Source organism: Lacinutrix iliipiscaria, from assembly GCF_042686125.1.
GTDB classification, from domain to species: Bacteria; Bacteroidota; Bacteroidia; order Flavobacteriales; family Flavobacteriaceae; genus Oceanihabitans; species Oceanihabitans iliipiscarium.
This window is the reverse complement of the sequence record NZ_JBHUOV010000002.1, coordinates 481,422-507,218: the sequence shown is the minus strand read 5'-3', so window position 1 is coordinate 507,218 and position 25,797 is coordinate 481,422. Positions and strand designations below refer to the sequence as shown.

Here is a 25,797-nt window from a genome sequence, read left to right as displayed (position 1 = left end):
GTTAAATCATACAACTGCTATATGTTAAAATGTTAATTTTGAATAGATGAGCAAGAAGTTATTCATCTTACTGATAATTTTAATGAGTTTATCTCTTATCGGAATTATTTCTGTACAAGCATATTACATTAAAAATTCAGTAGATAATGAAAAGGAACAGTTTACTTATAATGTAAAAAAAGCATTAAGTAATACATCAGAGAATATTGAAGATCGAGAACTAACAAGTTACTTTCGAAAGTATCAGCGTTTAGTCGATCAACAAAAACAAGCAGATTCTGTTGCCATAACAAATTTATTTATTGTTCAGCAAAATAGAGATACCAACGAAACTTTAGTTTATAAAAGTGGTATTCTTGAAGAAAATTACAATATTTCTCCGCTCTTTGACATAAGTTTAGATAGTATTAATATTAAAAGAATTTTAAGTAATTCTGAAACTAGAATCTATAACAATAGCAATACACTAGAAACAGATTTAAAATCAAAACCTGTTTATAGCTTATATAATTCTGGACGACTTACTGAAGCAGAAAAACTAAATTTCGAAGAGGTTTATAAAATAGAAACAAGTAGAATTCCTATTCGTAAAAGAGTTTCAAAGCGAGAAATTCAGCGATTACTTAAAAAAAAGCTGCGTGAAGCTGATATAAATATAGACTTCGAATTTGCAATATACGATCATGATTTAGCCACTAAAGTGCAGAGTGAAGAGTTTGAATTGCAAAAGGCATCTACTTTTGGTGTTCCTATTTTTGACAACGAAATTGGAGCAAACAATTATAGATTACTTGTTAACTTTCCTGAGCATAACAAGTTTATTTGGTCTTCCATAATTGGGATGATTGTTTTGTCGGTTTTATTCACATCAATTATCATTATCGCTTACTCTAGTGCACTATTGCAACTTTTTAGACAGCGTCAAATATCTGAAATTAAAACAGATTTCATCAATAACATGACGCATGAGTTTAAAACACCTATCGCCACAATAAACTTGGCTTTAGATGCTATAAGGAATCCAAAAATCATTGAAGATAAGGAAAAAGTAATTCGTTATCTTAATATGATTAAAGAAGAGAATAAACGCATGCATGCTCAAGTAGAAAATGTGTTAAGAATATCTAAACTTGAAAAAAACGAGTTAAACATTAGTAAGGAAAATGTTGAGTTGCACGACTTAATTGAAGATGCGATTACGCATGTAGAGTTAATAGTTGAAGACAAAAAAGGATTTATTAAAACAGATTTAAATGCCGAGAAATCTTCAGTTTTAGCAAACGACATGCACTTTACAAATGTTATAGTGAATATTCTGGATAATGCGATTAAGTATTCACCAGAAGCACCAGAAATAATAGTTTCAACAGAAAATGTAGGAGAAAATATTCTGTTGAAAATACAAGACCATGGAAGTGGAATGAGCAAGGCTGCTCAAAAACGTGTTTTCGAAAAATTTTATAGAGAACACACAGGAAATATACATAATGTAAAAGGTCATGGACTAGGTTTATCTTATGTAAAAAGAATAGTAGATGACCATCAAGGTTATGTATCTGTAGAAAGTGAAAAAGAAAAAGGAAGTACTTTTACGATTAGACTTCCATTAATATCATAATGCTATGAACGAACAACAAAAGAAAATTTTATTAGTTGAAGACGATCCAAACTTTGGAACAGTTTTAAAAGATTATTTAATGATGAATGATTACGAAGTTACTCATGCTAAAAATGGCATGGAAGGCTTTGAGAAATTCAAAAAAGATGATTTCGATTTATGTATTTTAGATGTCATGATGCCTTATAAAGATGGGTTTACTTTAGCTAAAGAAATACGTGAAAAAAACTCTGATGTTCCAATTATCTTCTTAACAGCTAAAGCAATGAAAGAAGATGTGCTTAAAGGCTATAAAGTTGGAGCTGACGACTATTTAAATAAACCTTTTGATAGTGAAGTGCTTTTAATGAAGATTAAAGCAATTATTCAAAGAAAGGCTACAGATACTGTGGCAGATAGTAAACAATTTGAATTTGAAATTGGTGGTTTCCATTTAAACTCAAAACTTCGTTTTTTAACGTACAATGGTGGAGAGCAAGTCAAATTATCTCCGAAAGAAAACGAATTGTTACGTTTGTTAGCTTTACATGAAAACGATTTAATGCCAAGAGAATTAGCATTAACAAAGATATGGAGAGACGATAATTATTTTACATCTAGAAGTATGGATGTATATATTGCGAAATTAAGAAAGTACTTAAAACTTGATGGCAATGTAGAAATACTCAATATTCATGGTGAAGGCTTTAGGCTAGTTGTAAATGCTGAGGCTTAAAACTTAAGAATTAGAAGTAAGTGTTAATAAAGAATCCAGTGTAAAAGCTGGATTTTTTTTTGTTTTAATATTTCTCAAAATCATCTATTGCATAAGCGTTATTATATGACGCTTCATTAATAGTATTGAATTCACTAGAGTCATAATCCATAATAAGTTTCCAGAGATTATCTTCTCGTTTTATGAGCACATGAAATTTACCATAATAACTTTTTTCGTCAACTGTACCATGATTTACTATCAACTTATAAATGCCACGTTCTGAAGCATATTCGTCGTTAGCTATACGTTCAAAAAATCGGAAAGAAATAGTTTGTTTGCCATTCTTGTTAGACCATCTGTTGTTATAGCCTTCAATATATTCAGAAAAGAGTTTAATGGTTTGGCCATCACCAGAAATTCGGATTAAATTTGGACTATGAATACTAGAAAATAAGGTGTAGTCAAAGGTTTCAAAAGCTTTAGTAAAGGTGTCCCAAACTTGAGTGTTTATTTCTTTTAGGTGCTTGTATTCTTGCGAAAAGCTAAAGTTTAAAGACATAAATAAGAAACCAATGACAAGGATTATTTTTTTCATTTTTAGGTGTATTAAATGTTTTTTAGCATCTCTTTAGTTATTTTCCAACGATTAACTTCTTGTTCAAAATTAATACTTCCTGGAATTGTTGTATGTGTTTTTTCAAACTTAAATCCAATACGCTTTAATGTTTTATTAGGAGCGTCATTAAATGCGTAAGGTTCACAATACAAAGTCTTTAGTTGTAAATTATGAAAGTAGAGTGGAAGTGATTTTTTTATAAATTCTGTTCCTAATCCTTTTTGTCTTTTATGATTATTCCATAAATGAATATGCATAAAAGCAGAATCGCCAACAATAATATTATTTGCATTTGTATGACCAATGGCTTCGTTTTGAAACTCCCAGATTAACGCATAAGATTTTTTAGTAGAAACAGCACTTGTAAGCGCTTCAGTAAGATCATCTTTGTTTGGCATTTTTTTTAAATCTACTCCCATATTTACTAAATGTTGGTCTGAAGACTTAATCCAATAATCTACTATTAATGGAATATCATCAAGAGTGGCTTCTCGTACTTGTATTTCATTTGTACTTAGCACTTATTCATCTGTTGATTTTTCAATAGAACTTGCATGATCTTTAATAATGTACCAAGAGTGATCTATTTTCTGTAATGCATAACTTACATACATTCTATTAAAATAAGGTTTCCCATCACGTTCAGGTTCTCTATAAACAATTTCTGTAATCGCAATACCATAATCTTGACCAATTTCTGTATTTAAAATTTTAGTTTCAAAAGACCATGAATTATCCATTGCAAACCAAGTTTCATGATACTTCATAAACTCTTCAACAGTATTCGTGATTTTTGTTTGAGGCAAAATAAGTTGCATGTTTCCTTTAGGAGAGAGTGTGCTTTTTAAGGTGACCAAATCTTTATTTGTTACAGCATCTAAATGCTTCTGCATGGTTTCTATAAAAAGACTTTCATTTTTTGTATTGTCTATAATTTCCGAAGTTTCATTCTTTTTGGTGTTACAAGAGGTTAAGATTAGAAAAGCCAAAATAGAAATAAGACTAAATTTAAGTGTTTTTAATAGCATCGCTTATTTTTTTAATTATTGTATCAATACGGGTTTGATAGTCAAACCATAACGTATTTTCATTTCTTTTAAACCAAGTGAGTTGGCGTTTCGCAAATCTGCGTGAATTCTTTTTAATTTCACTAATCGCAAAATCTAAAGTAGATTCACCATTAAAATAAGCAAATAATTCTTTATAACCAACAGTATTTAAGGCATTTAAGTCGCTGTAGTTAATCAAGCCTTTGACTTCGTTTAATAAACCATCTTTCATCATGATATCAACGCGCTCATTTATTCGGGAATAAATAACAGGTCGTTCTGCAGTTAAGCCAACGGTTAAAGTATTGAAAAACCGATTGTTTTTTTCTTTATTTAGAAATGAAGAATAGGGTTTGCCAGTGCCAATACAGACTTCTAATGCGCGAATAACTCGTTGAGGGTTGTCTATTGCAATGGTGTTATAAGTGGTTTTGTCTAATAATTTTAATTGCTCTTGTAATGATTCAATACCTTGTTTAAGAAGTTGGTTGTTAAGCTGTTCTCTAATACTTTTATCAACATCTGGAAAATAATCTAAGCCTTTAGTGATAGCATCAACATATAAACCAGAACCTCCAACCATGATCACGACATCATGATTTTCAAAGAGTTCTTCTAGTTTTTTTGTAGCTTCCTTTTCAAAAGTTCCAACACTGTATTCGTCTTCTATCGATTTATGATGAATAAAGTGATGCTTAGCTTGATTTAATTCTTCTAGGGTAGGAGCTGCAGTTCCGATTTGCATCTCTTTAAAAAATTGCCTAGAATCTGCGGAAATAATTTCAGTTTTAAAATGATTTGCAAGTTGGATACTTAACGCTGTTTTACCAATAGCTGTTGGACCAACAATAGAAATTAAAAACTTAGTCATGATGCAGTTGATAACCACATTTATAGCAAAATTCTGCACCATCTTTATGGTTTGAAGCGAGACAATTTGCACAAGATTGTGAGTTGGTATTCACTGTACTAGGATGAGGAGGTAAGGCTGAGGTTGTATGCTTGTCATGAGCACCATCATCTTTAGTATGCTTGGTATATTCAGCAGAAACAATTCCTGTTGGAACTGCAATAATACCATAACCCATAATCATAATCAAAGAAGCTATAATCTGGCCTAAAGGTGTTTGTGGTGTGATATCTCCAAAACCAACAGTTGTTAGTGTTACAATACACCAATACACGCTTTTAGGAATGTTATCAAATCCGTGATCTTTGCCTTCAACTAAATACATCACAGTACCTAAAATAATGGTAATAATTAGTACAGCTAGCATGAATACAGAAATTTTAGCTCGACTAGCTTTTAAAGCAGTTGCTAAATGATTTGATGCTGATAAAAACCGAACCAATTTTAAAATTCTAAAGATTCGTAATAGTCTTATAGCTCTAAATGCCACAAGCGCATGTGTTCCTACAAATATTAACGAAAGGTATTTTGGAATTGTTGAGAGTAAATCTATGATACCATAAAAGCTAGTAACGTATTTAATTGGCTGTTTAACAGAAATAATACGTAAGATATATTCAATAGAAAACAAAATGGTAATAACCCATTCTGAAACATTAAAAAACATATGGTATTTTTCATCTAACGACTCAATACTCTCGAGCATAACTAATAGTATACTAGCCAAAATAGCGACAAGTAGTATAATATCGAATAATTTTCCAGCAGGTGTATCAGCTTCATAAATTATTTCATGAACTTTGGCTCTCCAGTTACTATGTGGTTTTTTTTCAGGCATTTATCAAATGTAAGAAAAGATAACTATTTCTTTTCAATACTATTTCTTTTTTAATACAATGATTGAGTTGATCTGTGTATCGACAATAGAACTCATGAATTTTTTCAAGCTTTCATAGTATTCTGATTCATATAAAGCATTATTGAAACTAATTTTAAGATATAAGGTTAATATATTGCCATTAACTTTTGTGTTAAGCATTCCTACACCAGTATTGTTTGGAAGTCTAATATTGAGGTCTTTTGGGATATCTTCAACGGTATATTTATCACCTAGATCTAATTCAAATGAGTATAAATATGCATCTTTATAACCAAAATCTATTGGATAGGTACGTTCTTGAAGTTTAAAAGGGTTTTTGGTGAAAAATTTAAAAACAAAAGGGTCTAAGTATATATGATCTGCAATTACTTCAGCATCTATAAATTCAATATTAAACTGCTCTAAAAACTCATTGTCATCTTTACCCTTACTTGTGACTTCATGTTCTGATATGGCAATAGATTCGTAGTTGTTTTGTATGCGCTTTACATATTCAACAGGATTAGGATAATAATTTTTCTTTTTATACAAGGCATTAATTCCAGTGTTTTTTAATTTTACTTCACCTTCAATTTTTTCATCTTCAGTAATTTTTAATTTCACTTGATATTGAATAGATGTCATTATATTTGCTTCAATGTCTGTCCATGAACTTCCTGCTTTAAAATCCAGAAGACGACCATATTGATTAAGACATCTAAATGGAAGTTCTCCAAAGCTTAAATAACGATCTGTGGCATCTAATAAATAAGTTTTATTATTTATAGTGGCTTGAACTATTAAATAATTAAAATCGGAAATCACAGGATACACAGTTGTTGGTAGTCCATTATTTCTTGTCGAAATTAAAATTGGTTTGACATTAATATCATTTTCGTCTAAAATGTTATGAAGTAGAATATTAATTTCTGCAGCACTTCCTGATTTGTTTTTTAGAAGGTCTTTTGTTGAAGACTCTCCAAATAAATCATATTTTTCATTCCAAGTATAAGTGTCTTGGACATAATTATATAAAGCTTCAGCTTTTTTTAAGACATCAGTTTCATTAATTATCTCTTGGCCAATTAAGTTTTTAGAGCCTACACTTTTAGATAACTGTCGTCCTATACTTTTATCTAGTTTAAGTTCTTTGTCTGTTGTTTTCCAGGTTTTTGTGATATTATCTGTAGAGCCATCAAAGCCTTTAAATATTTTTAATTCGTATTCAATTCTAGCTAAATAATTATCCTTAGTAGTCATGAAGTCTTCTTCTATAAATGCAGGAACATCTTTCATGATATAAACAGAATCAAAGCAGTCAGCATAAGCACCATTACCTCCAGACAGGCATTTAGGTGTACGCTTAGATTCATTAGTAGCTAGTTTTTTTCCACCAACGAGTTTTATATTATATTCATAATTTGCAGGAATACTAGCCTTGTATTCACTATAAAGTTTAGGAATGTCATCTTGAAAGGCCCAACCTCTATATTTATATTTAAAAGGAGATTCTAAAGTATAGCTATAAGTAATTACCGAGCCTTCCTTCACTTTTGGCATGGTAAACTTTATAAGTGTATAGTTCGCATTATACTTTTCTTCGAAAACAGAATTAGCTTTCAATTTTATATGTTCTACTTCACCATTATCTAAATTATGTGTAGCAGCAATTAAGTTTTTAAACTTTTCTTTGTTTTTACCACTGTTATATAAATACACTGTAATAGTGGCTTTATCAAAACCTTCTCTGTTTAATATTTTAAGTTTGTGCTTATACTCTGTGATAAGATTAAAGCTATTCTTATCGATATAACTGTTCCCAGATTCATAAATCATTAATGCATTAGCTGTAGAGTCTTTCTTGAATTCGTTAATTTCTAAATCGTTTGCAGTAACCGTAAAATTCTCTGCATTGAATTTTGATTGAGAAAAAAGATTTAGTGTGATGCATAAAAATACAAGGGTTAGTGTCTGTTTCATAAGTTGCCTATTTTGTCAAAATGAATCATCTTAAGTTTTTTATTACGCCTAAGATAACTTTTTATAATATGTTGTGTATCTCTATTGTTCTCCATTGGTGTAATAATAGATTCTAAAACTTCTAAATTATTAATTTGATAATTAAGGTTATAAAATCCAATTCCTTTAAAAATACCGTTTTGGATTAGTATTGCAGAGCGTTCATCAATATCTCGACCTTTATCAATAATAACCATAGTTTGGTTCTTAAATGAATTTTTGTCAATTAACTGCTGAACTCTTGAATTATAATCTTCTGGATTTTCTTCTTTGATACATGCACCTTCACAGGTTTTAATCGTATAATTGAAGCAATTGGATTTTGTAGGATATAATCCAGTTAGTTTTTGACATAGCTTGTAATTATCAACACTAGTAAACATAAAACTTTTAGCACTTTGCCGATTACTAAAGGTTGTTATTGGGCTTTTTCTACCATCTACTTTATCAATCTTTAAATTGATATATCCATCTTCATCTATAAAATGATATAAGGCATGAGTAAAAATGGTTCGTCTTAAAGCACGATTAAAAATGGGTTTATTTTGTTTAATCGCTTCACTTTCTTTTAATAAAGCCACAAGTTCGCTACCACAAGATTCGTAAGTAACTGTAGCGACTTGTAATTGTATTTTTTTGGACTTGTGAGTTGTGCTAGTAAAATGTTGATTGACACGCTTTTTTATATTCTTGCTTTTTCCTATATAAATGATTTCACCATCGGCTTTATGCATATAATATACTCCAGTTATTGAAGGTAAACTTTCAATAATATCTAGGTGTTTTGGCTCTAGCTGATACTTAGGTTCTTGTCTTATCGCTTCTTGAATGATGTTCTTTTTCAAATCTTTATCCAAGAGCATTTGAAACAATTTCACTGTAGCAAAGGCATCACCAGAGGCTCTATGTCTGTCTGCAATAGGAATGCCTAAAGCTCTTGTGAGTTTTCCTAAACTATAAGACTCCTGGTCAGGAATAAGGTCTTTTGATAGTTCGACTGTACATAATGTTTTACGTTTAAATTCAAAGCCTAAACGCTTGAATTCTGTGCGTAAAATACGATAGTCAAATTTGGCATTATGTGCAACAAGAATCGTATCTTCAGTAATTTCAACAATACGTTTTGCTACCTCATAAAACTTTGGAGCATTTCGAAGCATATTACTATTTATTCCAGTAAGATTAACTACAAAAGGTTGTATTTCACGTTCAGGATTGACTAAACTTATAAATTGGTCGATGACTTTATGTCCATCATATCTATAAATAGCGATTTCTGTAATACCTTCTTCATTATACTTTCCGCCAGTGGTTTCTATGTCTACTATTGTATAAATAAGCTTTTGTTTAATTTGAGTAATTACGTGTACCAAAGATACGACTTCCAACACGAATCATGGTGCTTCCAGATTCAATAGCGATATTATAATCACCACTCATTCCCATAGATATGGTATGTAAATGAGGGTGTTGTTTTTTAAGTGTATCAAAAGTTGATTTTAATGAGTTGAATTCGTTTTTAATTTGATTCTCATCGTCTGTGAATGTTGACATTCCCATAAGACCAACAATATTGACGTGTTTTAAAAGCGACGTGTCTTCAGAATTTAAAATAGTTGTGGCTTCATTGGGTGACATTCCAAATTTAGAATCTTCTGAAGCAATCTTGATTTGTAATAAGCAATCAATAACACGATTATGTTTTGCAGCTTGTTTATTAATTTCTTTAAGCACTTTAAAATTTTCAACACCATGAATTAGGCTCACAAAAGAAGCCATGTATTTCACTTTATTGCGTTGTACATGACCAATCATATGCCATTTTATATCTTTTGGCATGTGTTCATATTTCTCCACCATATCTTGAATTTTGTTTTCGCCAAAAATGCGCTGACCTGCATTATAGGCTTCCATGATATCAGAGATAGGTTTCGTTTTTGAGACTGCAACTAAAGTGACATGTTGAGGGAGTTGTGATTGAATATGTTCAAGATTAGATTTTATCGACATTTTCAAAATTCGTATATGGTTACACCACTGCGTAACTTTGGTTCTATATAGGTGCTTTTTGGAGGCATTTTTAAGCCATCATCTGCAATTTGTTTCATTTCTTGAATAGTTACAGGAACCATACCAAAGCCTACTGCAAATTCGCCACTATCTACGCTGCTTTTTAAATTTACAGTATCCTTTTTTCCGTTAAGGTACATAATACGATTATCGTTACGTAGATCATTTATACCTAGAATGGGTTGTAAAACAGTTTTATATAATAATTGAGCGTCTAATGCATCTAATGAATTTTCAAAAGTATAGTTGGTTTTCCGTAAGTATAACGAATAAAAATCACCGTCTAAATACATGCTAAAATGATGCTTTTTACTTGGTTTATAAGGGATTTTCCCTCTGTTTTCAATTCGGAAAGCAGCATCTAATTGTATTAAAAACTCTTCTTTAGATAAACCATTTAAATCTTTTATAAGTCTATTAAATTCATGAATACGTAATTCTGATTCTGGAATAAAAAAACTCATAAAATAATTATAAGGCTCAGAACCTTTATGGTTTGGATTGTTTTGCTTTAAATCTTGACTCAATAAACATGATGAAGATGAGCGATGATGACCATCTGCAATATAAATAGTCTTCATTTTTTCAAATTCCTGCTGAATGGTTTTAATAATAGAATCGTCTTCAACTTTCCATAAATAATGTGTATCTCTATAGGTTGTTGTAAATTCAAATTCTGCACGTTCTTTTTCTATGGTTTTAATAATAGACGCTATTGTGTTATTATCAGGATAGGTAAGGAGCACAGGTTCTGCATTAAAACCAACAGTTTTTAAATAAGCTTTAAAAATATTTTCACGATATTCAATTGTATCTTCATGCTTTTTTATGACATCTTTTTCGTAATCTTCTGCACTTGCAGCAGCAACAATACCATGAAAGACTTGTTGTTCTCTATCTACAATTTTATAAATATAAAACGATGGTGTTTCGTCTTGTACAAAAACACAGTCCTCCTTAAATTCTGAGTATCTATTTTTGACTAAGGCATATCGTTCTTCTCCTGTAATTTCACGTGCATATTTATATCCAGGATTCACAATGTGTAAAAACGAAAACGGATTATAATCTAAGCGCGCCTCACGTTCAGCTTGTGTGTAAGTTTGGTAGGAGCGAGAAGCCACTAGACTGACTTTATCTCGTGTTGGACGTACTGCTTTAAATGGAATTATTTTCGCCATAATTAAGTCATAAGGAATTAGTAAAAAGACAATAGTTTTTTTCTCTATTGCCTAAAAACTAATACCTATTTTGAAAACTGCCTAGCTACTTTTTCTGCTTTTCTGCTTTCGGAATAATCATAAAACCCTTCGCCAGATTTCACACCGAGTTTCCCAGCATTTACCATATTTACTAATAAAGGACAAGGTGCGTATTTTGGGTTTTTAAATCCATCATACATCACATTTAAAATGGACAAACAAATATCTAATCCAATAAAGTCTGCCAATTGTAGAGGTCCCATAGGATGCGCCATTCCAAGTTTCATAACGGTATCAATTTCCTCAACTCCAGCGACACCATTATAAAGGGTTTCAATGGCTTCGTTAAGCATAGGCATTAATATGCGATTAGCCACAAATCCAGGATAGTCATTCACTTCGGTAGGAATTTTACCCAGTGTTTTACTCATTTCCATAATGGTTTGAGTCACTTCATCACTCGTGTTATAACCACGAATAATTTCCACTAATTTCATAATAGGTACAGGATTCATAAAGTGCATACCTATTACCATTTCTGGACGAGAAGTAACTGCAGCTATTTGCGTAATAGAGATAGAAGAGGTGTTTGTTGCTAGAATAGTATCGTCTGGACAAGCTTCGTCAAGTTGTTTAAAAATTTTGAGTTTTAAATCTACATTCTCGGTTGCAGCTTCTACCACTAAACCAGCATACTCAACACCTTCAGTAATACTTGTAAATGTTGTGATATTTTCTAAAGTTTGAAGTTTATCGTCTTCAGTAATTTTTTCTTTAGCAACCATTCGATCCAAATTCTTGGTAATGGTTTCAATGCCTCTTTTAAGCGAAGCTTCACTAATATCAATAAGTTGGACTTTAAATCCTGATTGTGCAAATGTATGAGCAATACCATTTCCCATGGTTCCCGCTCCAATAACTGCTACGTTTTTCATATGTTGTATTCTGTATTTTATTAAAATTGATTAATTATCATAGTAGCTACTCGTAGTGCTTCTGTACCATCATGAAGAGTCACAATAGGTGTTGTGTTATTGTTTATGGCCTCAGCAAAAGTTTCTAATTCATCTAAAATGGCATTGTTGCTTGTTATTTCTGGGTTGGCAAAATAGATTTGCTTTTTAATGCCTTCAGCATTTTGTAAAATCATGTCAAAATCTCCTGGATTTTCAGGAGCATCTTTCATTTTTACAACTTCACATTTCTTTTCTAAAAAGTCAACAGAGATATAAGCATCACGTTGAAAGAAACGTGTTTTACGCATGTTTTTTAATGAAATTCTACTGGCTGTTAAATTGGCGACACAACCATTTTCAAATTCAATTCGCGCATTGGCAATATCTGGAGTTTCACTAATAACCGAAACTCCGCTTGCACTAATCTGTTTAACTTTAGATTGAACAACACTTAAAATAATATCGATATCGTGAATCATTAAATCTAGCACTACAGGAACATCTGTACCTCGAGGGTTAAATTCAGCTAAACGATGTGTTTCAATAAACATAGGTTGATCTAACATCTCTTTAATACCAATAAAAGCGGGATTAAAACGCTCTACATGACCAACTTGTCCTTTTACGCCATGCTCTGCAACTAAAGCTCTAAGGATTTCTGCTTCTTCAACAGTGTTGGTAATTGGTTTTTCTATAAAAATATGTTTGCCTTTAGCAATAGCTTGTTTGGCACAGTCAAAATGCGATAATGTTGGTGTTACAATATCAACAACATCAACAGCATCAATAAGTTTTTCTATGGAATCAAAATAAGTATAGCCAAATTCAGCTTCTACTTTTTTAGCATTTTCTACATCAGCATCGTAGAAACCAATAAGGTTATATTTTTCAGATTGATGAAGTAATCTAAGATGAATTTTCCCAAGATGACCAGCACCTAGAACACCTGCTTTTAGCATAGTTTTACGTTTTCAACAAAAATAGTTTTTTTGAAGCAGAAAAAAGAAAAAAGAAAATAGAAAATAGTGTTTGTTCTTACTTATGATTCTTTTATTTTTAAATTTTTAAATCACATATATATTTTTTGAAAGATACTTTTAAACATCAAGGCTTAAGGCAAAAACTAGTAGATACTCTCATTAAAAAAGGCATAAAAGATGAACGAGTTATAGCTGCTATCAGAAAAATTCCTAGACATTTGTTTATGGATTCAGGGTTTTTAGACCATGCATATCAAGATAAAGCCTTTCCTATTGGTGCAGATCAAACCATTTCTCAACCCTATACAGTTGCTTTTCAATCTGAGTTGCTAAAAGTGAATACAGACGATAAAATTCTAGAAATTGGCACAGGAAGTGGTTACCAAACTGCTGTGTTGTGTGAGCTTGGAGCAAAGGTGTATAGTATTGAAAGGCAAAAGGAGCTATTTAAAAAAACGAGTAAGTTTTTACCAAAATTAGGCTATCGCGCTAAAAAACTCATTTTTGGGGATGGTTATATTGGTTTAAAAGAGGAAGCACCTTTTCAGAGTATTATTGTTACTGCTGGCGCACCTTTTGTTCCTAAACCTTTGTTAACACAGCTTGCTGTAGGTGGACGTTTAGTGATTCCTGTTGGAGATGAGGTGCAAATTATGACGCTTTATATAAGAACTTCAGAAAAAGAATTTCAAAAGCAAGAATTTGGGGAGTTTAGATTTGTACCTTTATTAGAAGATAAAAATTAAATTATGAAAAGAATTACTTTATTAATTATTCTAGTCTCTCAACTTGGGTTTTCGCAAAACTTTACTGAATATGGCACTGGAAATGTTGTAGGTATTGATGTTACTCCAGATTTCGGCATCTGTTTAATGGGAGGAGCAACTGAGCACGATGAAGCCATGCGCTGGTTTTTACGAAAAGCTAATGGAGGCGATATTTTAGTTTTACGTGCTTCAGGAAGTGATGGTTATAACGATTATTTTTATTCCGAATTAGGCGTTGCTGTAAATTCTGTGACTACGTTTGTTATCAATAATGAAGCTGGAGCATTAGATCCTTATGTGTTAAATAAGGTTGCCAATGCAGAAGCAATATGGTTTGCTGGAGGTGACCAATATAATTATGTGTCTTATTTTAAAGACAATGCAATGGAAGACGCTATAAATCATTTTGTTAATGTAAAACAAGGTGTTATTGGTGGTACAAGTGCAGGAATGGCAATTTTAGGAAGCGCTTATTTTTCAGCCCAAAATGGAACAGTAACCAATGCTCAAGCATTATCTAATCCTTATCATTCTAGAATGACATTAGGGTATAATGATTTTTTAGACATTCCGTATTTAGAACATATAACCACAGATTCGCATTATGATGATCCTGATAGAAAAGGAAGGCATAGCACTTTTTTAGCACGTTATATTCAAGATAATGGCCTGCGTGCTTTTGGTATTGCATGCAATGAATATACTGCGGTTTGTGTTGATTCTGATGGAAAAGGTTATGTGTATGGCGATTATCCAAACTATGAAGAACATGCTTATTTCTTACAAGCGAATTGTGTTGAAGATTTTGAGCCTGAAAACTGTACGAATGGAAGCCCTTTAAATTGGAATAGAAGTGGAGAAGCTATAAAAGTGTGTAAGGTTCCTGGGACGAATACTGGAGAAAATTATTTTGATTTATCTGATTGGATGACTGAAAGTGGAGGCGAATGGTTTAATTGGTCTATTGATAATGGCAGCTTTAATACTTCTATAACTGTTAATCCTGAATGTGATTTGCTATCTGTTTCTGATTTTGATGAGGCTTCAGTTTCGGTGTTTCCAAATCCTTTTATAGATACCATTCACATTGCTTCTGATGCTTTGGTCGAAGGAGTAATACTTTATGATGTTACAGGAAAATCGATACAAATCACTAATACTATTGAAGGAATTGATACGTCATTATTTGCTTCAGGGGTTTATTTTTTAAAGTTGAAAATCGATAATAAAACACAAACATTCAAACTAGTAAAAAAATAGTCATTTTTTCTTCTTTAAATTTTTAAACACATAAACTATAGGGAATAGCGTTATTGTCGCAATAATGGCTAAAACGATATATTGTGTAATTCCACTAAGACTGCTTGACTTCTTTAATGCAATGTTTATAATTTGATACTCAAGAAGGGTGAAAATTATGACTATACCAAGATTAGTATAACGTAATATTCTAGTGGCATCAGTATAGTATTTCTTTGCGTTATCAATAGTTATTTTCTGTGGGTAGTTAAAAATGTGAGGCGACTTATTTAGAAAATACAAACCTATAGCAGTCGCTATTCCTATAGCATGTAATGCCCAAATGCTATCTTTGGAGCCAAAACCATTTACTTCACCTGAAGTGTTAAAATGCATTGGGATTTGTTCAGGAAGGCTTTTGTAAAAATAAAGAGTGTAAATTATTGAAAAGACTAATAAACCTAAAGAGGTGTACTCAACGATATTATCTCCAGTCGTTTTTTTTAGCTTTATTTTTGGTCTGTCTTCGTAAAACATAATTAATGTTTCGGCAAATAATTTTGAGGAATAGGATGCTCTTTGGTTTCTTGAAACCAATAAATATTAACAACCCACCAGCGTTTACCATCGTTTAATAACTGTATGCTATTAATACCACGCATAAATGGTTTGTCATCTGATTCGCTATAATAGGATTCATAAGTACTAAAAACTTGAGTTATATTACCAAAAGTGTCAACTTCTCTATGAATTTCTTTTTCAAAAAAACCATTTTCAATTAACCATGTTCCTGAAGATTCAATATAATCTTCAGGCGAGATATAATTTAGTCCATAGACGCCTTCTTTGTTTTTTCCAGTTGGAATTAATTTTGCATCTGGTTTAAACAAAAACCTAAAAAGGTCCCAGTTACGAGCTTCACCTTTTTCACCAGAAATGACAGCATAAAGCGTTTCTATAGTAAGATTTAGGGTTTTAACTTTGTCGTCATAATTATGAACTTGTTCTTGAGCGCTAATCGATATGAACATTAAAAATAGGAGCGAAGTGGCGAGTCGTTTTTTCATCATCAAGTTTTTATAAAGTTAGTTAATTTAGAAGCTTAATCCCAAAAATAATTGCATCATTAACAAAACCGCTTTGGTATGAACGCACATAATCTAAACGTAAAAACCTGAAAGTTCCCCAGCCTAAATTGTCTAGTCCAATTGAATATTCCTGATAGGGTTTGCGATCTTGAGTAGATAAATTGTGAGCACCAACAACTAAATTAAAATTGAGTTTATTCAATAAAGGAATCTTTCCTAGAATATACCCTCTAAAATCATGTTCAGCATGAAACTCACTATATGATTTATTAGTACTAAAAGCGTAATAAGGTAAATTATTAAACACATTGGTGTAGCTATCTGCTGTTCCTACATTTATTTGGTTGCCATTAAAATGTTTATAGTCGGTAAATGCAATGTTATCTGAATCGAAGAAAGTACCTCCTTTTAAATTGTATTGAAAATAGCCTTTGTTTCCTAAGCTTAGTCCTTGTGATAATCGTGCAGAAACTTCATTAAAGTTATAATCGCTAACAGATGAAGCAAATCCTTTTTCATAACCTAAGTAGAGGGTTGGAAACTTTCGGTTAGGAATGTTCCATTTACTGTCAGGATAGCTAAAATATTTTTGTCCGAAATTAATTTGAGCTCCAAGAATAAATTTTAGCATATGATGTGTTTCAAAAGGAGCAATACCATAAGCAGTTTCGTCTAAAGGATTATTACTAGTGTAGGCTCTATCGGCTTTTGGATACCATACTTGGTCTGTCGTGTTAAATAAAGGTTGTCTTCTTTCATAAGCCATTGAGGCATTCATTCGCAATCCATTCACCACTTCTTGAGAATAGCCAATTTGTGCAAAGCTCTTTTCATAAATTTTCAAGTAGTTTCGTTCAGAAAATAAGCTAAATCCAGAATTTTCAGCTTTAGAAATGGGATCATTAGCATTGAACTGTTGTGTTTTTACACCACCAGAAAGGGTTAAAAAAGGACGTTTGATATCATTAAACTTATACCTAAACGATAAAGTACTACGAAAGCGTTCATCACTAAAACCATATTCTATATCTGCATTAATTCTGTAATAACGATTAAAGTCATCTATATTTTTTGAATAGTAAAAATTCATTCCAGTATTAAAGCCTTGAACAGTGTTGAATCCAATTTTTTCTAAAGGACTTCCATAGCCAATATTCCAGTCGTTATAAGAGTTTTGGTAGTTATAACCTAAGAGGTTCCCAAGGGTGAATTTATTGGAAACCACATCTGTAGAGTCTAAATATTTTTTTGATTTTCTAACCGTTTGAACACTATCTTTTTTTACGTAATCTGTAGCTTCTTCTTCGGTAAGTAAAACAGGGCGTTTAGTGTCCCAAAATATAGCGTCTTTTTTATTGGCTTCTTTTTCAAACGTTAAAATTTCATTGGTAAACGCATCTTTTGAAAATTCTGGAGTAAAATCATACTCACTATAAACAGCATGAAAGCGTCCATTGCCAGTAATGCCTATAAAGCCATATTCAAAATCGATGCTTTGCGACATTAAAGACCATAATTTATCCTGTTCTGAATAAGAAAAACTTTGTTTGATACTAATTAATTCGGTTGCAGGAATTTGAGCTTGTTCTCCTGTAATGTCAAGTTCTAAAGCATAAAAAGACCAGTCGTCTTCAACAATATAAACCGTTCCAGAAAAAATCCTGTCGTGTTCACGTTTTGGAATCACTTTAATTTGATTGATGAGATTACCATTATCGTCATAGAAAATCCCTTCTAATTTAAAGCGATAATAATTAAAGGCATAATTGGCAATAGGCGACACAATTTGATTGCCTAATTCGATAGTATTTTGATAAAAGTTGAAATCGGCACTCACAGCAGTATTAAAACTAAAACCACTATCATTTCCGCTTATTTTTGAAGCAATTATGTGTTCAGATAATTGATCTGGATACGAATATTTTATTTTCGAAATGGTTTCAGAAAGGTAAATCATACCACTTCTTGTTGAGTCTAAATTACCATCTAAATCACCAACTTCTTGTCCGAAAATTTTTTCAGGCACATTTTCAATTTTTATAAAACCACGAGAATAAAAATCGGCTGTATAATTTTTAATCTTACCAAGATTTTTCTCTCGATTTGCGATGGCTTTCCTCATAATAATATCTGCTGGATTTTCTTCAGCATTGACAGTAACTTCGTCTAATGAAATTTTATTTTCTTCTAATGAAGCATCTAGAGTAAAAGGGAATTTAGAGATCTCAGCAGTCTTTTTTAAAGTTTTAAAACCTAAGTATTTAAAAGTGACTGTATATGTGCCTGGTTGAGTGATGTTTAATTCGTATCGACCATTGTCATTGCTCGTCGTTCCTGTATATGTGCCTTCAATATAAATATTAACAAAAGCTAGAGGTTCACTTTTTGTAGATGTTACTGTGCCAATAATTTGTGCATAAGAAAACAATGAAGAGATTAGAAATACAGTGAGAAGTAATTTATGCTTCATGAATGATGGTTTAGTTTTTTCAAACTTAACTAATCTGTGTTCTGAAAATTGTTATAGTAATCATAAACTTAATTAAAATTTTTCTTAATTCGATCTAGATTACGCTTATTATCTCTGTCTTTTATGGTGTCGCGTTTATCGAAAAGTTTTTTTCCCTTCGCTAAAGCAATGTCTAATTTGGCAAGTCCTTTTTCATTAAGAAATAAACGTAAAGGCACAATGGTCAGCCCTTTAGTATTGACGTCTTTAGCCAACTTTTTTAGCTCACGTTTATTGAGGAGTAACTTACGTTCTGCTTTAGGTTTGTGGTTATAATAGTTGCCATATACATATTCTTGAATAGTCATGTTAATAACAAACAATTCGTTTTGCTCATTAAATTCACAAAAGCTTTCAGAAATAGAGGCTTTACTATCTCTAATGGATTTAATTTCAGTACCAGTTAAAACAATTCCAGCCGTATATTTATCGAGAATTTCATACTCGAATTTAGCTTTTTTGTTTTTAATATTTACTGAGTTTTTCATCGCTGTCAAAACTACATAATTTTATTAAGCCATAAAATGTTATGAATTGATTAATTTTACGACCAGTTTATAAACTTAATTCTCATGCAAAACTTAAAATATATAGTGGTATCCTGCCTATTTGTAATAGCATGTAAGACAGAAACTCAATTAACAGCCGAAAAAATTATTGACAAAACCATAGAAGTTTCTGGAGGTGAAAACTATTTAAAGGCTAATATAGAATTTGATTTTAGAGGTAAACACTATCGTTCTCATCGAGCAGGAGGTAGCTTTCAATATGAAAGACAGTTTACGGATTCAATTGGAAACATAAAAGATGTTTTAAATAACGATGGATTTCAGCGTTATGTGAATAATAATTCTGTCGTAGTAATAGATTCTATGATACCAAAATATTCTGCATCTGTAAATTCGGTGCATTATTTTGCTCTATTGCCTTATGGATTAAATGATGCTGCTGTAAACAAAAGTAGTTTGGGTAAGGTCACTATCAAAGATAAATTTTATCATAAAATAAAAGTAACTTTTGACCAAGAAGGTGGAGGAGAAGATTTTGAAGATGTATTTGTGTATTGGATAGATACAGAAACCTTTAAAGTAGATTACTTGGCCTATTCTTATATTGAAACTGATGGTGTTGGGATGCGATTTAGAGAAGCTTACAACGAGCGTATCATTAACGGATTGCGTTTTGTAGATTATAAAAATTACAAACCAATAGATGAAGCTTTGAAATTGAATGCTTTAGATAAAGCATTTGAGTCTAATCAACTTAAATTATTATCAAAAATTGAATTAAAAAATATTCAAGTTAATTGATTAGCAAAACCTGATCTGAAATACTCTTATTAATAATCGTTACAATATATAAATTGCCATTATTGTCATCTTCTATATCGACATACTTTTTTTCTCCAATAACATCATTTACAAAATGAGGTATTGTATTACTATGCCCAACGATAAGTACAGTTTTACCTTTTGTTTCCTTTAAGAAATTTTTCAAATCAATATGCTTAGGACGATATAAAGACAGCTCTAAATTGTTTTTTGTTGCAGTTGGTAGCGCTGTTTCTCGGGTTCTGTGATAATCTGTAGAATACACAGCATCAAAATGAATAGAGCTCAACACAGCACTCCAATGTTCAGCTCTTGCTTTACCAATTTCAGTTAAATGAGGATTTTTTTCTGAAGCATTACTTCTGTCTTTCTCGGCATGACGAATAAAATAATAAGTCGATGTTTCTGAAGATGTTTCAGTTTGAGCTGATATTGGGTTTAAAATTAAAACACTAAGTATAAAAAAGTATAAATATTTCATAGTGCTAAGTTAAGCTAATTCCAGAGCAATTTCAATCATATCTTTAAAAGTGGTTTCACGTTCTTTACTTGTTGTTTTTTCTCCAGTAACTAACGAGTCAGAAATGGTTAGTATGGTTAAGGCTTTAGCCTTATGCTTTGCAGCAACAGTATATAATCCAGCGGTTTCCATTTCAACACAAAGAACTCCGAATTTCGACCATTTTTTATAGGATTCAAAATCGTCGGCATAAAATTCATCTGAAGTAAATACATTGCCAGCTTTAATAGGAATGTCTTTTGATTTGGCAACTTCTACCGCCTTTTGAAAGAGTTCAAAATCAGCAGTAGGAGCATAGTCCGCACCACCAAAACGAAGTTCGTTGACACCAGAATTAGAAGATGCAGCCATAGCAAAAACAACATCTCTTATTTTTACATGTTCTTGGTAAGAGCCTGAACTTCCAACACGAATAAGGTTTTTTACACTAAACTGAGTAATTAATTCGTGCGCATAAATAGAAATGCTAGGAACTCCCATTCCTGTTCCCATAACTGAAATAGGTTTTCCATTATGTGTTCCAGTATAGCCTAGCATGCCTCGAACTTCATTAAAACATTTTGGGTTCTCAAGAAATGTTTCTGCAATCCATTTGGCTCTTAAAGGATCTCCTGGTAATAAAATTGTTTCTGCAATATCGCCTTTTTTGGCGCCTATATGTATGCTCATAATATTAGTAATTGTTTTCTTCGGAAAGTGATCCAGTCACAATAGCAATTCCGTTAGATGTTCCTATTCTTTCTACACCAAGGTTAATATAGTCTATAGCTGTTTTTGTATCACGAATCCCTCCAGAAGCTTTTATTTTTGTGCCACAAGTTGTAATTACACTTTTCATAAGTCTGACATCATGAAAAGTGGCGCCTCCAGTTCCAAATCCTGTTGAGGTTTTAATAAAATTTGCACCTGAGTTAATTGCTAATTCACTCGCTTTTATGATTTCTAATTCTTCGAGGTAGCAGGTCTCTAAAATCACTTTAAGCGTTTTGTTTGGCATCACTTTTTTTACAGCTTCAATGTCTTTCCAAACTGCGTCAAAATCTTTACTTTTTAATAAGCCAATATTGATGACCATATCAATTTCATCAGCACCATCTTTTATGGCTTGTTTGGTTTCTTCTACTTTAGCTTTGGTGCTCATAGCACCAAGAGGAAACCCAACAACACTACAAACCTTAATAGTTGTATCTTTTAATTCAGCTTTAGCAAGAGATACAAAGCATGAGTTTACACAAACTGAAAAGAATTGATGGTCTTTAGCTTCTTGACATAATTGTATAATGTCTGTTTTAGTTGCAGTTGATTTTAATAGTGTGTGGTCTATGTATGTATTTAACTTCATAAAACAAAATTAAAGGTTTTATAAAGATAAATAAATGACTTTTATCAGTAACTTAAACAAAAGTTTTTCTGCTGCTTTTTTTTATTTGTTTGATACGTTCTTCAAAAGTTTTTGCATCTATAGGAGAATGAACAGATTGAAAGAGCTTCATCAGCTCATCAGTATGTTGTTCACGCGATAGCTTTAGTAAGTTAAAATGTGTGAAACCAGACCAGATAACTGCTTTTAGTTGACTCTTATTTGCATTATACATTCTCATTTCTACATATAGATCTGATGTTGTATAATTTATTAACTGAGATTCAATAATTACAGTTTCCATTAATAATGCAGGTCTAATATATGTAATTTGATTACTACTAGACACCCAACTTTTGCCTATAGTGTTAGCCATTTTATAGATGTCAATGTCATATTTTGACACGAGCTCATCTTCACGATGATTCATAAAATAATTTATATAGCTTCCATTATTTAAGTGATTAAATGGATCACAATCTTGAAATCTAATTTTTGCTTTGCTTTCTAATAATTTTGGTAAGTTTTTCATATTGTTTATTTTATACCTATTGGTATATTTTTATGTAAATTTTTTTAAGCTTTCATTTCTAAGTTAATGATTTGATCAATCTGATTCATACTATCTTTTAAATAGAAATCATCATTCATGGTATAAGTCATAAAAATGGCGCCTTGTATAAGTGTATCTATGCGTTTCGCATAAATCATGGCATTGATATCAGATGAAATTTCGCCAACTTGTATACCATCTTCTATTATAGTTGCTAATTGACCTTGGATTTTTTCGATTACTGAACGCACCTTTTTTAATAACAAAGGGTTTTGATTATTTGCATCAACACCTATATTTAAAATTGGACAACCTCCTAGCTGTTTACTGAATTCGTAATAGTTTCTATAAAAGTCAGCAATTAAATGTAATTTTTGAATAGGTGAATCACTTAATGCTAAATGATTAGCAATTCGTACCATCATATTTTTTACGTTAAATTTAAAGGCAGCAATCGATAACTCTTCTTTATTCTTAAAGTTACCATATATAGCACCTTTTGTTAGTCTTGTAGCTTCAGTGATGTCTCTCATACTAGTCGCTGCATAGCCATTTTTGTTAAAAATTGGTGCAACGGTTTCCAAAATATGATGCTTTGTAAGTTCAGCTTTTGAAATCATAAATGCAAATATATAAAAAATATACCGATTGGTATAATATTTTTCAAAAAAAACAGCGCTTCACTTTTAGAAGATCCACACTGTTTTCAACTAACTAACCAACTTAACTATTTAAACGTGTCACATTATGATTTATTTCGTGATGTGACATTTTTTTTACAACTCTTCAGAGACCAAATTATTTTGATTTCTAAATACTAATTTTCCATCGAATGCATCTAAAAGAATGATGCTATCTGTAGTCACTGTTCCAGCCAGTATTTCTTTACTTAAAGCATTTAGCACTTCTTTTTGAATGACTCTTTTTACTGGACGTGCACCATATTCAGGATTATAACCTTTGTCAGCTAAATACGTTATGGCTTCATTAGTGGCGTCAAATGTAATGCCCTGTTGAGCAACCATTTTTGTAACCGATTTTAATTGTAAACCAACAATATCAATAATATTATCTTTACTCAAAGGCGTAAACATAATGGTGTCATCAATTCGATTTAAAAACTCTGGTCTAACACTTTGTTTTAGTAAGGCTAATACATCAACTTTTGCAGCTTCAATAGCAGAATCTATATCTTTAGTTGCATCGAAGCGTTCTTGAATAATATGACTTCCCATGTTAGAGGTCATGATAATAATGGTGTTTTTAAAATCTGCAATACGTCCTTTATTATCAGTTAAGCGACCTTCGTCTAGTACTTGCAACAAGATGTTAAACGTGTCTGGGTGAGCTTTTTCAATTTCATCTAAAAGCACTACAGAATAAGGCTTTCTACGTACAGCTTCAGTAAGTTGTCCGCCTTCATCATATCCAACATAACCAGGAGGTGCACCTACTAAACGACTAACAGCATGACGCTCTTGATACTCACTCATATCGATACGTGTCATCGCATTTTCATCATCAAAAAGATATTCAGCTAGCGCTTTTGCTAACTCGGTTTTACCAACTCCTGTTGTTCCTAAAAAAAGGAAGGTTCCAATTGGTTTTTGAGGGTTTTGTAAACCTGCTCTTGATCGTCGCACTGCATCACTAACAGCAACTATTGCTTCTTCTTGTCCGACCACACGTTTGTGTAATTCGTTTTCAAGCTTCAAGAGTTTTTCGCGCTCACTTTGTATCATCTTAGTTACAGGAATACCTGTCCATTTGGCAACTACTTCAGCAATATCTTCATAAGTGACTTCTTCTTTAATCAAAGAACTTTCACTCTGATTTTTTAGCAATTCATTTTGGAATTTTTCAAGTTGTTCTTGAGCATCTTTAATCTTTCCATAGCGAATTTCAGCTACTTTACCATAATCACCTTCACGCTCAGCACGTTCTGCTTCTAATTTGTAGTCTTCAATATTTAATTTAGTATTCTGAATATTATCAACGACTTCTTTTTCGCTTTTCCATTTCGCATTAATTTCATTGCGCTCTTCTTTTAAATTCGCTAAATCTGAACGAAGACTTTTTAGTTTGCTTTCGTCTTTTTCACGTTTGATGGCTTCTATTTCAATTTCTAGCTGCATGACTTTTCTATCTAAAACATCTAATTCTTCTGGTTTAGAATTAATTTCCATGCGTAATTTTGAAGCTGCCTCATCCATTAAATCAATAGCTTTGTCTGGTAAAAAGCGATTGGTGATATACCTTTCGGAAAGTTCTACAGCACCAATAATAGCTTCGTCTTTAATACGAACTTTATGATGCGTTTCGTACTTTTCCTTAATCCCTCTTAAAATTGAAATTGCACTTTCTGTGTCAGGTTCATTAACCATTACTTTTTGAAAACGGCGTTCTAAAGCTTTATCTTTTTCAAAATATTTTTGGTATTCATCTAAAGTCGTCGCTCCAATAGCACGTAATTCACCACGTGCTAATGCAGGTTTTAAAATATTAGCTGCATCCATCGCGCCTTGACCACCTCCAGCACCAACGAGAGTGTGGATTTCGTCAATGAATAGCACAATATCGCCTTCACTTGTAGTCACTTCTTTAATCACAGCTTTTAGACGCTCTTCAAACTCACCTTTAAATTTTGCGCCAGCAATAAGCGCTCCCATATCTAGAGCAAAAATTTGTTTGTCCTTTAGGTTTTCTGGAATATCTCCATCGATAATTCTATGTGCTAAACCTTCTGCTATAGCTGTTTTTCCTGTTCCAGGTTCTCCAACTAAAATAGGGTTGTTCTTTGTTCTACGCGATAATATTTGAAGAATTCTTCTAATTTCTTCATCACGACCTATTACAGGATCTAGTTTTCCGTCTTTGGCTAACTGATTTAAATTTTTCGCATACTTATTTAGTGCATTATAAGTCTCTTCTTGACTTTGAGACGTTACGTTTTCCCCTTTGCGTAATTCTTCAATAGCAGCCTCAAGGCCTTTTTCGGTAACACCTTGATCTTTTAAAATTTGTGAAATTTTACTTTTTGATTTAAAAATAGCTAGGATTAAATGTTCTATAGACACAAAATCATCGTTCATTTTTTTAGCAATTATAGACGCTTCATTTAATGTTTTTCCAGCTTCACGAGATAGCATAATGTCGCCACCAGAAACTTTAGGGAAATTTTCTAATTCTTTGTCTAATATTTGCTGAAGCAGAGCGATGTTAACATTCAATTTTTTTAAAAGGAATGGTGTAACATTCTCATCTACACTGAAAAGAGCTTTAAATAAATGCTCATTTTCTATCTGTTGATGGCCATAACTTTGTGCATTTTGTTGTGCTTGTTGTATGGCTTCTTGAGATTTTATTGTATAATTGTTAAAGTTCATATTGTTATATTTTTCTTTTTTCTTAAAAGGGTAAGTCAACAATCTTACCAATTTATTTTTTAGGACAA

General features: G+C 31.9%; 26 protein-coding genes. 5 read left to right on the top strand and 21 right to left on the bottom strand.

The window, feature by feature from the left end; genetic code table 11:
- Positions 1 to 46: 46 nt before the first annotated feature.
- Both ACFS5M_RS09370 and ACFS5M_RS09365 read left to right on the top strand, forming a co-directional pair.
- Positions 47 to 1,618, top strand: coding sequence for a sensor histidine kinase (locus ACFS5M_RS09370; RefSeq protein ID WP_183488160.1), 1,572 nt, complete (start codon positions 47 to 49; stop codon positions 1,616 to 1,618).
- A gap of 4 nt (positions 1,619 to 1,622) precedes the next feature.
- Positions 1,623 to 2,333, top strand: a complete 711-nt coding sequence (locus ACFS5M_RS09365) for a response regulator transcription factor (RefSeq protein WP_183488158.1) — start codon at positions 1,623 to 1,625, stop codon at positions 2,331 to 2,333.
- Positions 2,334 to 2,397: 64 nt separating this feature from the next.
- Here the strand turns inward: ACFS5M_RS09365 and ACFS5M_RS09360 are convergent, their stop codons facing one another.
- The 11 genes from ACFS5M_RS09360 to ACFS5M_RS09310 all read right to left on the bottom strand — a co-directional run bounded on the left by ACFS5M_RS09360 (position 2,398) and on the right by ACFS5M_RS09310 (position 12,955).
- Positions 2,398 to 2,910: a nuclear transport factor 2 family protein gene (locus tag ACFS5M_RS09360; protein ID WP_183488156.1), complete on the bottom strand. Its 513-nt coding sequence runs from the start codon at positions 2,908 to 2,910 to the stop codon at positions 2,398 to 2,400.
- An 11-nt stretch (positions 2,911 to 2,921) separates the two neighbouring features.
- Entirely contained in the window at positions 2,922 to 3,452 is a 531-nt protein-coding gene (locus ACFS5M_RS09355) for a GNAT family N-acetyltransferase (RefSeq protein ID WP_183488154.1), read from the bottom strand.
- A complete protein-coding gene (locus tag ACFS5M_RS09350; RefSeq protein ID WP_183488153.1) occupies positions 3,453 to 3,959 on the bottom strand; it encodes a YybH family protein in 507 nt (168 codons plus the stop codon).
- Positions 3,940 to 4,851, bottom strand: coding sequence for a tRNA (adenosine(37)-N6)-dimethylallyltransferase MiaA (gene miaA / locus ACFS5M_RS09345; RefSeq protein ID WP_183488151.1), 912 nt, complete (start codon positions 4,849 to 4,851; stop codon positions 3,940 to 3,942). The genes ACFS5M_RS09350 and miaA overlap by 20 nt, the downstream gene beginning before the upstream one ends.
- Positions 4,844 to 5,728, bottom strand: a complete 885-nt coding sequence (locus tag ACFS5M_RS09340; protein WP_183488150.1) for an ion transporter — start codon at positions 5,726 to 5,728, stop codon at positions 4,844 to 4,846. Before ACFS5M_RS09340 ends, miaA begins: the two co-directional genes overlap by 8 nt.
- Positions 5,729 to 5,767: 39 nt before the next feature.
- A complete protein-coding gene (locus ACFS5M_RS09335; RefSeq protein WP_183488148.1) occupies positions 5,768 to 7,729 on the bottom strand; it encodes a DUF3857 domain-containing protein in 1,962 nt (653 codons plus the stop codon).
- Entirely contained in the window at positions 7,726 to 9,105 is a 1,380-nt protein-coding gene (locus ACFS5M_RS09330; protein ID WP_183488286.1) for an exonuclease domain-containing protein, read from the bottom strand. Before ACFS5M_RS09330 ends, ACFS5M_RS09335 begins: the two co-directional genes overlap by 4 nt.
- 10 nt (positions 9,106 to 9,115) lie before the next feature.
- Positions 9,116 to 9,778 carry a YggS family pyridoxal phosphate-dependent enzyme gene (locus ACFS5M_RS09325; protein WP_183488146.1) on the bottom strand — a complete coding sequence of 221 codons (663 nt, stop codon included), beginning with the start codon at positions 9,776 to 9,778 and terminating at the stop codon, positions 9,116 to 9,118.
- Positions 9,779 to 9,780: 2 nt separating this feature from the next.
- Positions 9,781 to 11,019, bottom strand: coding sequence for a DUF1015 domain-containing protein (locus ACFS5M_RS09320; protein WP_183488144.1), 1,239 nt, complete (start codon positions 11,017 to 11,019; stop codon positions 9,781 to 9,783).
- Positions 11,020 to 11,084: 65 nt separating this feature from the next.
- Positions 11,085 to 11,975 carry a 3-hydroxyacyl-CoA dehydrogenase family protein gene (locus ACFS5M_RS09315; protein WP_183488142.1) on the bottom strand — a complete coding sequence of 297 codons (891 nt, stop codon included), beginning with the start codon at positions 11,973 to 11,975 and terminating at the stop codon, positions 11,085 to 11,087.
- A 20-nt stretch (positions 11,976 to 11,995) separates the two neighbouring features.
- Complete coding sequence (locus ACFS5M_RS09310) at positions 11,996 to 12,955, bottom strand: Gfo/Idh/MocA family protein (protein WP_183488140.1); 960 nt, start codon at positions 12,953 to 12,955, stop codon at positions 11,996 to 11,998.
- Between the two features lie 125 nt (positions 12,956 to 13,080).
- On the opposite strand from ACFS5M_RS09310, the gene ACFS5M_RS09305 reads away from it, so the two are divergent.
- Complete coding sequence (locus tag ACFS5M_RS09305; protein WP_183488138.1) at positions 13,081 to 13,722, top strand: protein-L-isoaspartate(D-aspartate) O-methyltransferase; 642 nt, start codon at positions 13,081 to 13,083, stop codon at positions 13,720 to 13,722.
- Between the two features lie 3 nt (positions 13,723 to 13,725).
- Complete coding sequence (locus ACFS5M_RS09300) at positions 13,726 to 15,003, top strand: T9SS type A sorting domain-containing protein (RefSeq protein WP_183488136.1); 1,278 nt, start codon at positions 13,726 to 13,728, stop codon at positions 15,001 to 15,003.
- On the opposite strand, the gene ACFS5M_RS09295 is transcribed toward ACFS5M_RS09300, so the two are convergent.
- The 4 genes from ACFS5M_RS09295 to smpB all read right to left on the bottom strand — a co-directional run bounded on the left by ACFS5M_RS09295 (position 15,004) and on the right by smpB (position 19,067).
- Positions 15,004 to 15,519, bottom strand: coding sequence for a DUF1648 domain-containing protein (locus tag ACFS5M_RS09295; protein ID WP_183488134.1), 516 nt, complete (start codon positions 15,517 to 15,519; stop codon positions 15,004 to 15,006).
- A gap of 2 nt (positions 15,520 to 15,521) precedes the next feature.
- On the bottom strand, positions 15,522 to 16,049 hold the full coding sequence (locus ACFS5M_RS09290; protein WP_183488132.1) for a hypothetical protein: 528 nt from the start codon (positions 16,047 to 16,049) through the stop codon (positions 15,522 to 15,524).
- A gap of 22 nt (positions 16,050 to 16,071) precedes the next feature.
- On the bottom strand, positions 16,072 to 18,540 hold the full coding sequence (locus ACFS5M_RS09285; RefSeq protein WP_183488130.1) for a DUF5686 and carboxypeptidase regulatory-like domain-containing protein: 2,469 nt from the start codon (positions 18,538 to 18,540) through the stop codon (positions 16,072 to 16,074).
- 68 nt (positions 18,541 to 18,608) lie between these two features.
- Entirely contained in the window at positions 18,609 to 19,067 is a 459-nt protein-coding gene (gene smpB / locus ACFS5M_RS09280; RefSeq protein WP_183488128.1) for an SsrA-binding protein SmpB, read from the bottom strand.
- Positions 19,068 to 19,151: 84 nt separating this feature from the next.
- On the opposite strand from smpB, the gene ACFS5M_RS09275 reads away from it, so the two are divergent.
- On the top strand, positions 19,152 to 19,889 hold the full coding sequence (locus ACFS5M_RS09275) for a DUF6503 family protein (protein WP_183488126.1): 738 nt from the start codon (positions 19,152 to 19,154) through the stop codon (positions 19,887 to 19,889).
- On the opposite strand, the gene ACFS5M_RS09270 is transcribed toward ACFS5M_RS09275, so the two are convergent.
- The 6 genes from ACFS5M_RS09270 to clpB all read right to left on the bottom strand — a co-directional run bounded on the left by ACFS5M_RS09270 (position 19,882) and on the right by clpB (position 25,729).
- The gene (locus tag ACFS5M_RS09270) at positions 19,882 to 20,391 is read right to left on the bottom strand and encodes a SixA phosphatase family protein (protein WP_183488124.1); all 510 of its coding nucleotides are present in this window, start codon (positions 20,389 to 20,391) and stop codon (positions 19,882 to 19,884) included. The two genes, ACFS5M_RS09275 and ACFS5M_RS09270, sit on opposite strands and share 8 nt — an antisense overlap.
- Before the next feature lie 9 nt (positions 20,392 to 20,400).
- On the bottom strand, positions 20,401 to 21,099 hold the full coding sequence (deoD, locus tag ACFS5M_RS09265) for a purine-nucleoside phosphorylase (RefSeq protein WP_183488122.1): 699 nt from the start codon (positions 21,097 to 21,099) through the stop codon (positions 20,401 to 20,403).
- Between the two features lie 4 nt (positions 21,100 to 21,103).
- Entirely contained in the window at positions 21,104 to 21,772 is a 669-nt protein-coding gene (gene deoC, locus ACFS5M_RS09260) for a deoxyribose-phosphate aldolase (RefSeq protein ID WP_183488120.1), read from the bottom strand.
- Positions 21,773 to 21,824: 52 nt separating this feature from the next.
- The gene (locus ACFS5M_RS09255; RefSeq protein ID WP_183488118.1) at positions 21,825 to 22,322 is read right to left on the bottom strand and encodes an acyl-CoA thioesterase; all 498 of its coding nucleotides are present in this window, start codon (positions 22,320 to 22,322) and stop codon (positions 21,825 to 21,827) included.
- Between the two features lie 44 nt (positions 22,323 to 22,366).
- A complete protein-coding gene (locus ACFS5M_RS09250) occupies positions 22,367 to 22,963 on the bottom strand; it encodes a TetR/AcrR family transcriptional regulator (RefSeq protein WP_183488117.1) in 597 nt (198 codons plus the stop codon).
- Between the two features lie 156 nt (positions 22,964 to 23,119).
- The gene (clpB, locus tag ACFS5M_RS09245; RefSeq protein ID WP_183488116.1) at positions 23,120 to 25,729 is read right to left on the bottom strand and encodes an ATP-dependent chaperone ClpB; all 2,610 of its coding nucleotides are present in this window, start codon (positions 25,727 to 25,729) and stop codon (positions 23,120 to 23,122) included.
- Between the last annotated feature and the right edge of the window lie 68 nt (positions 25,730 to 25,797).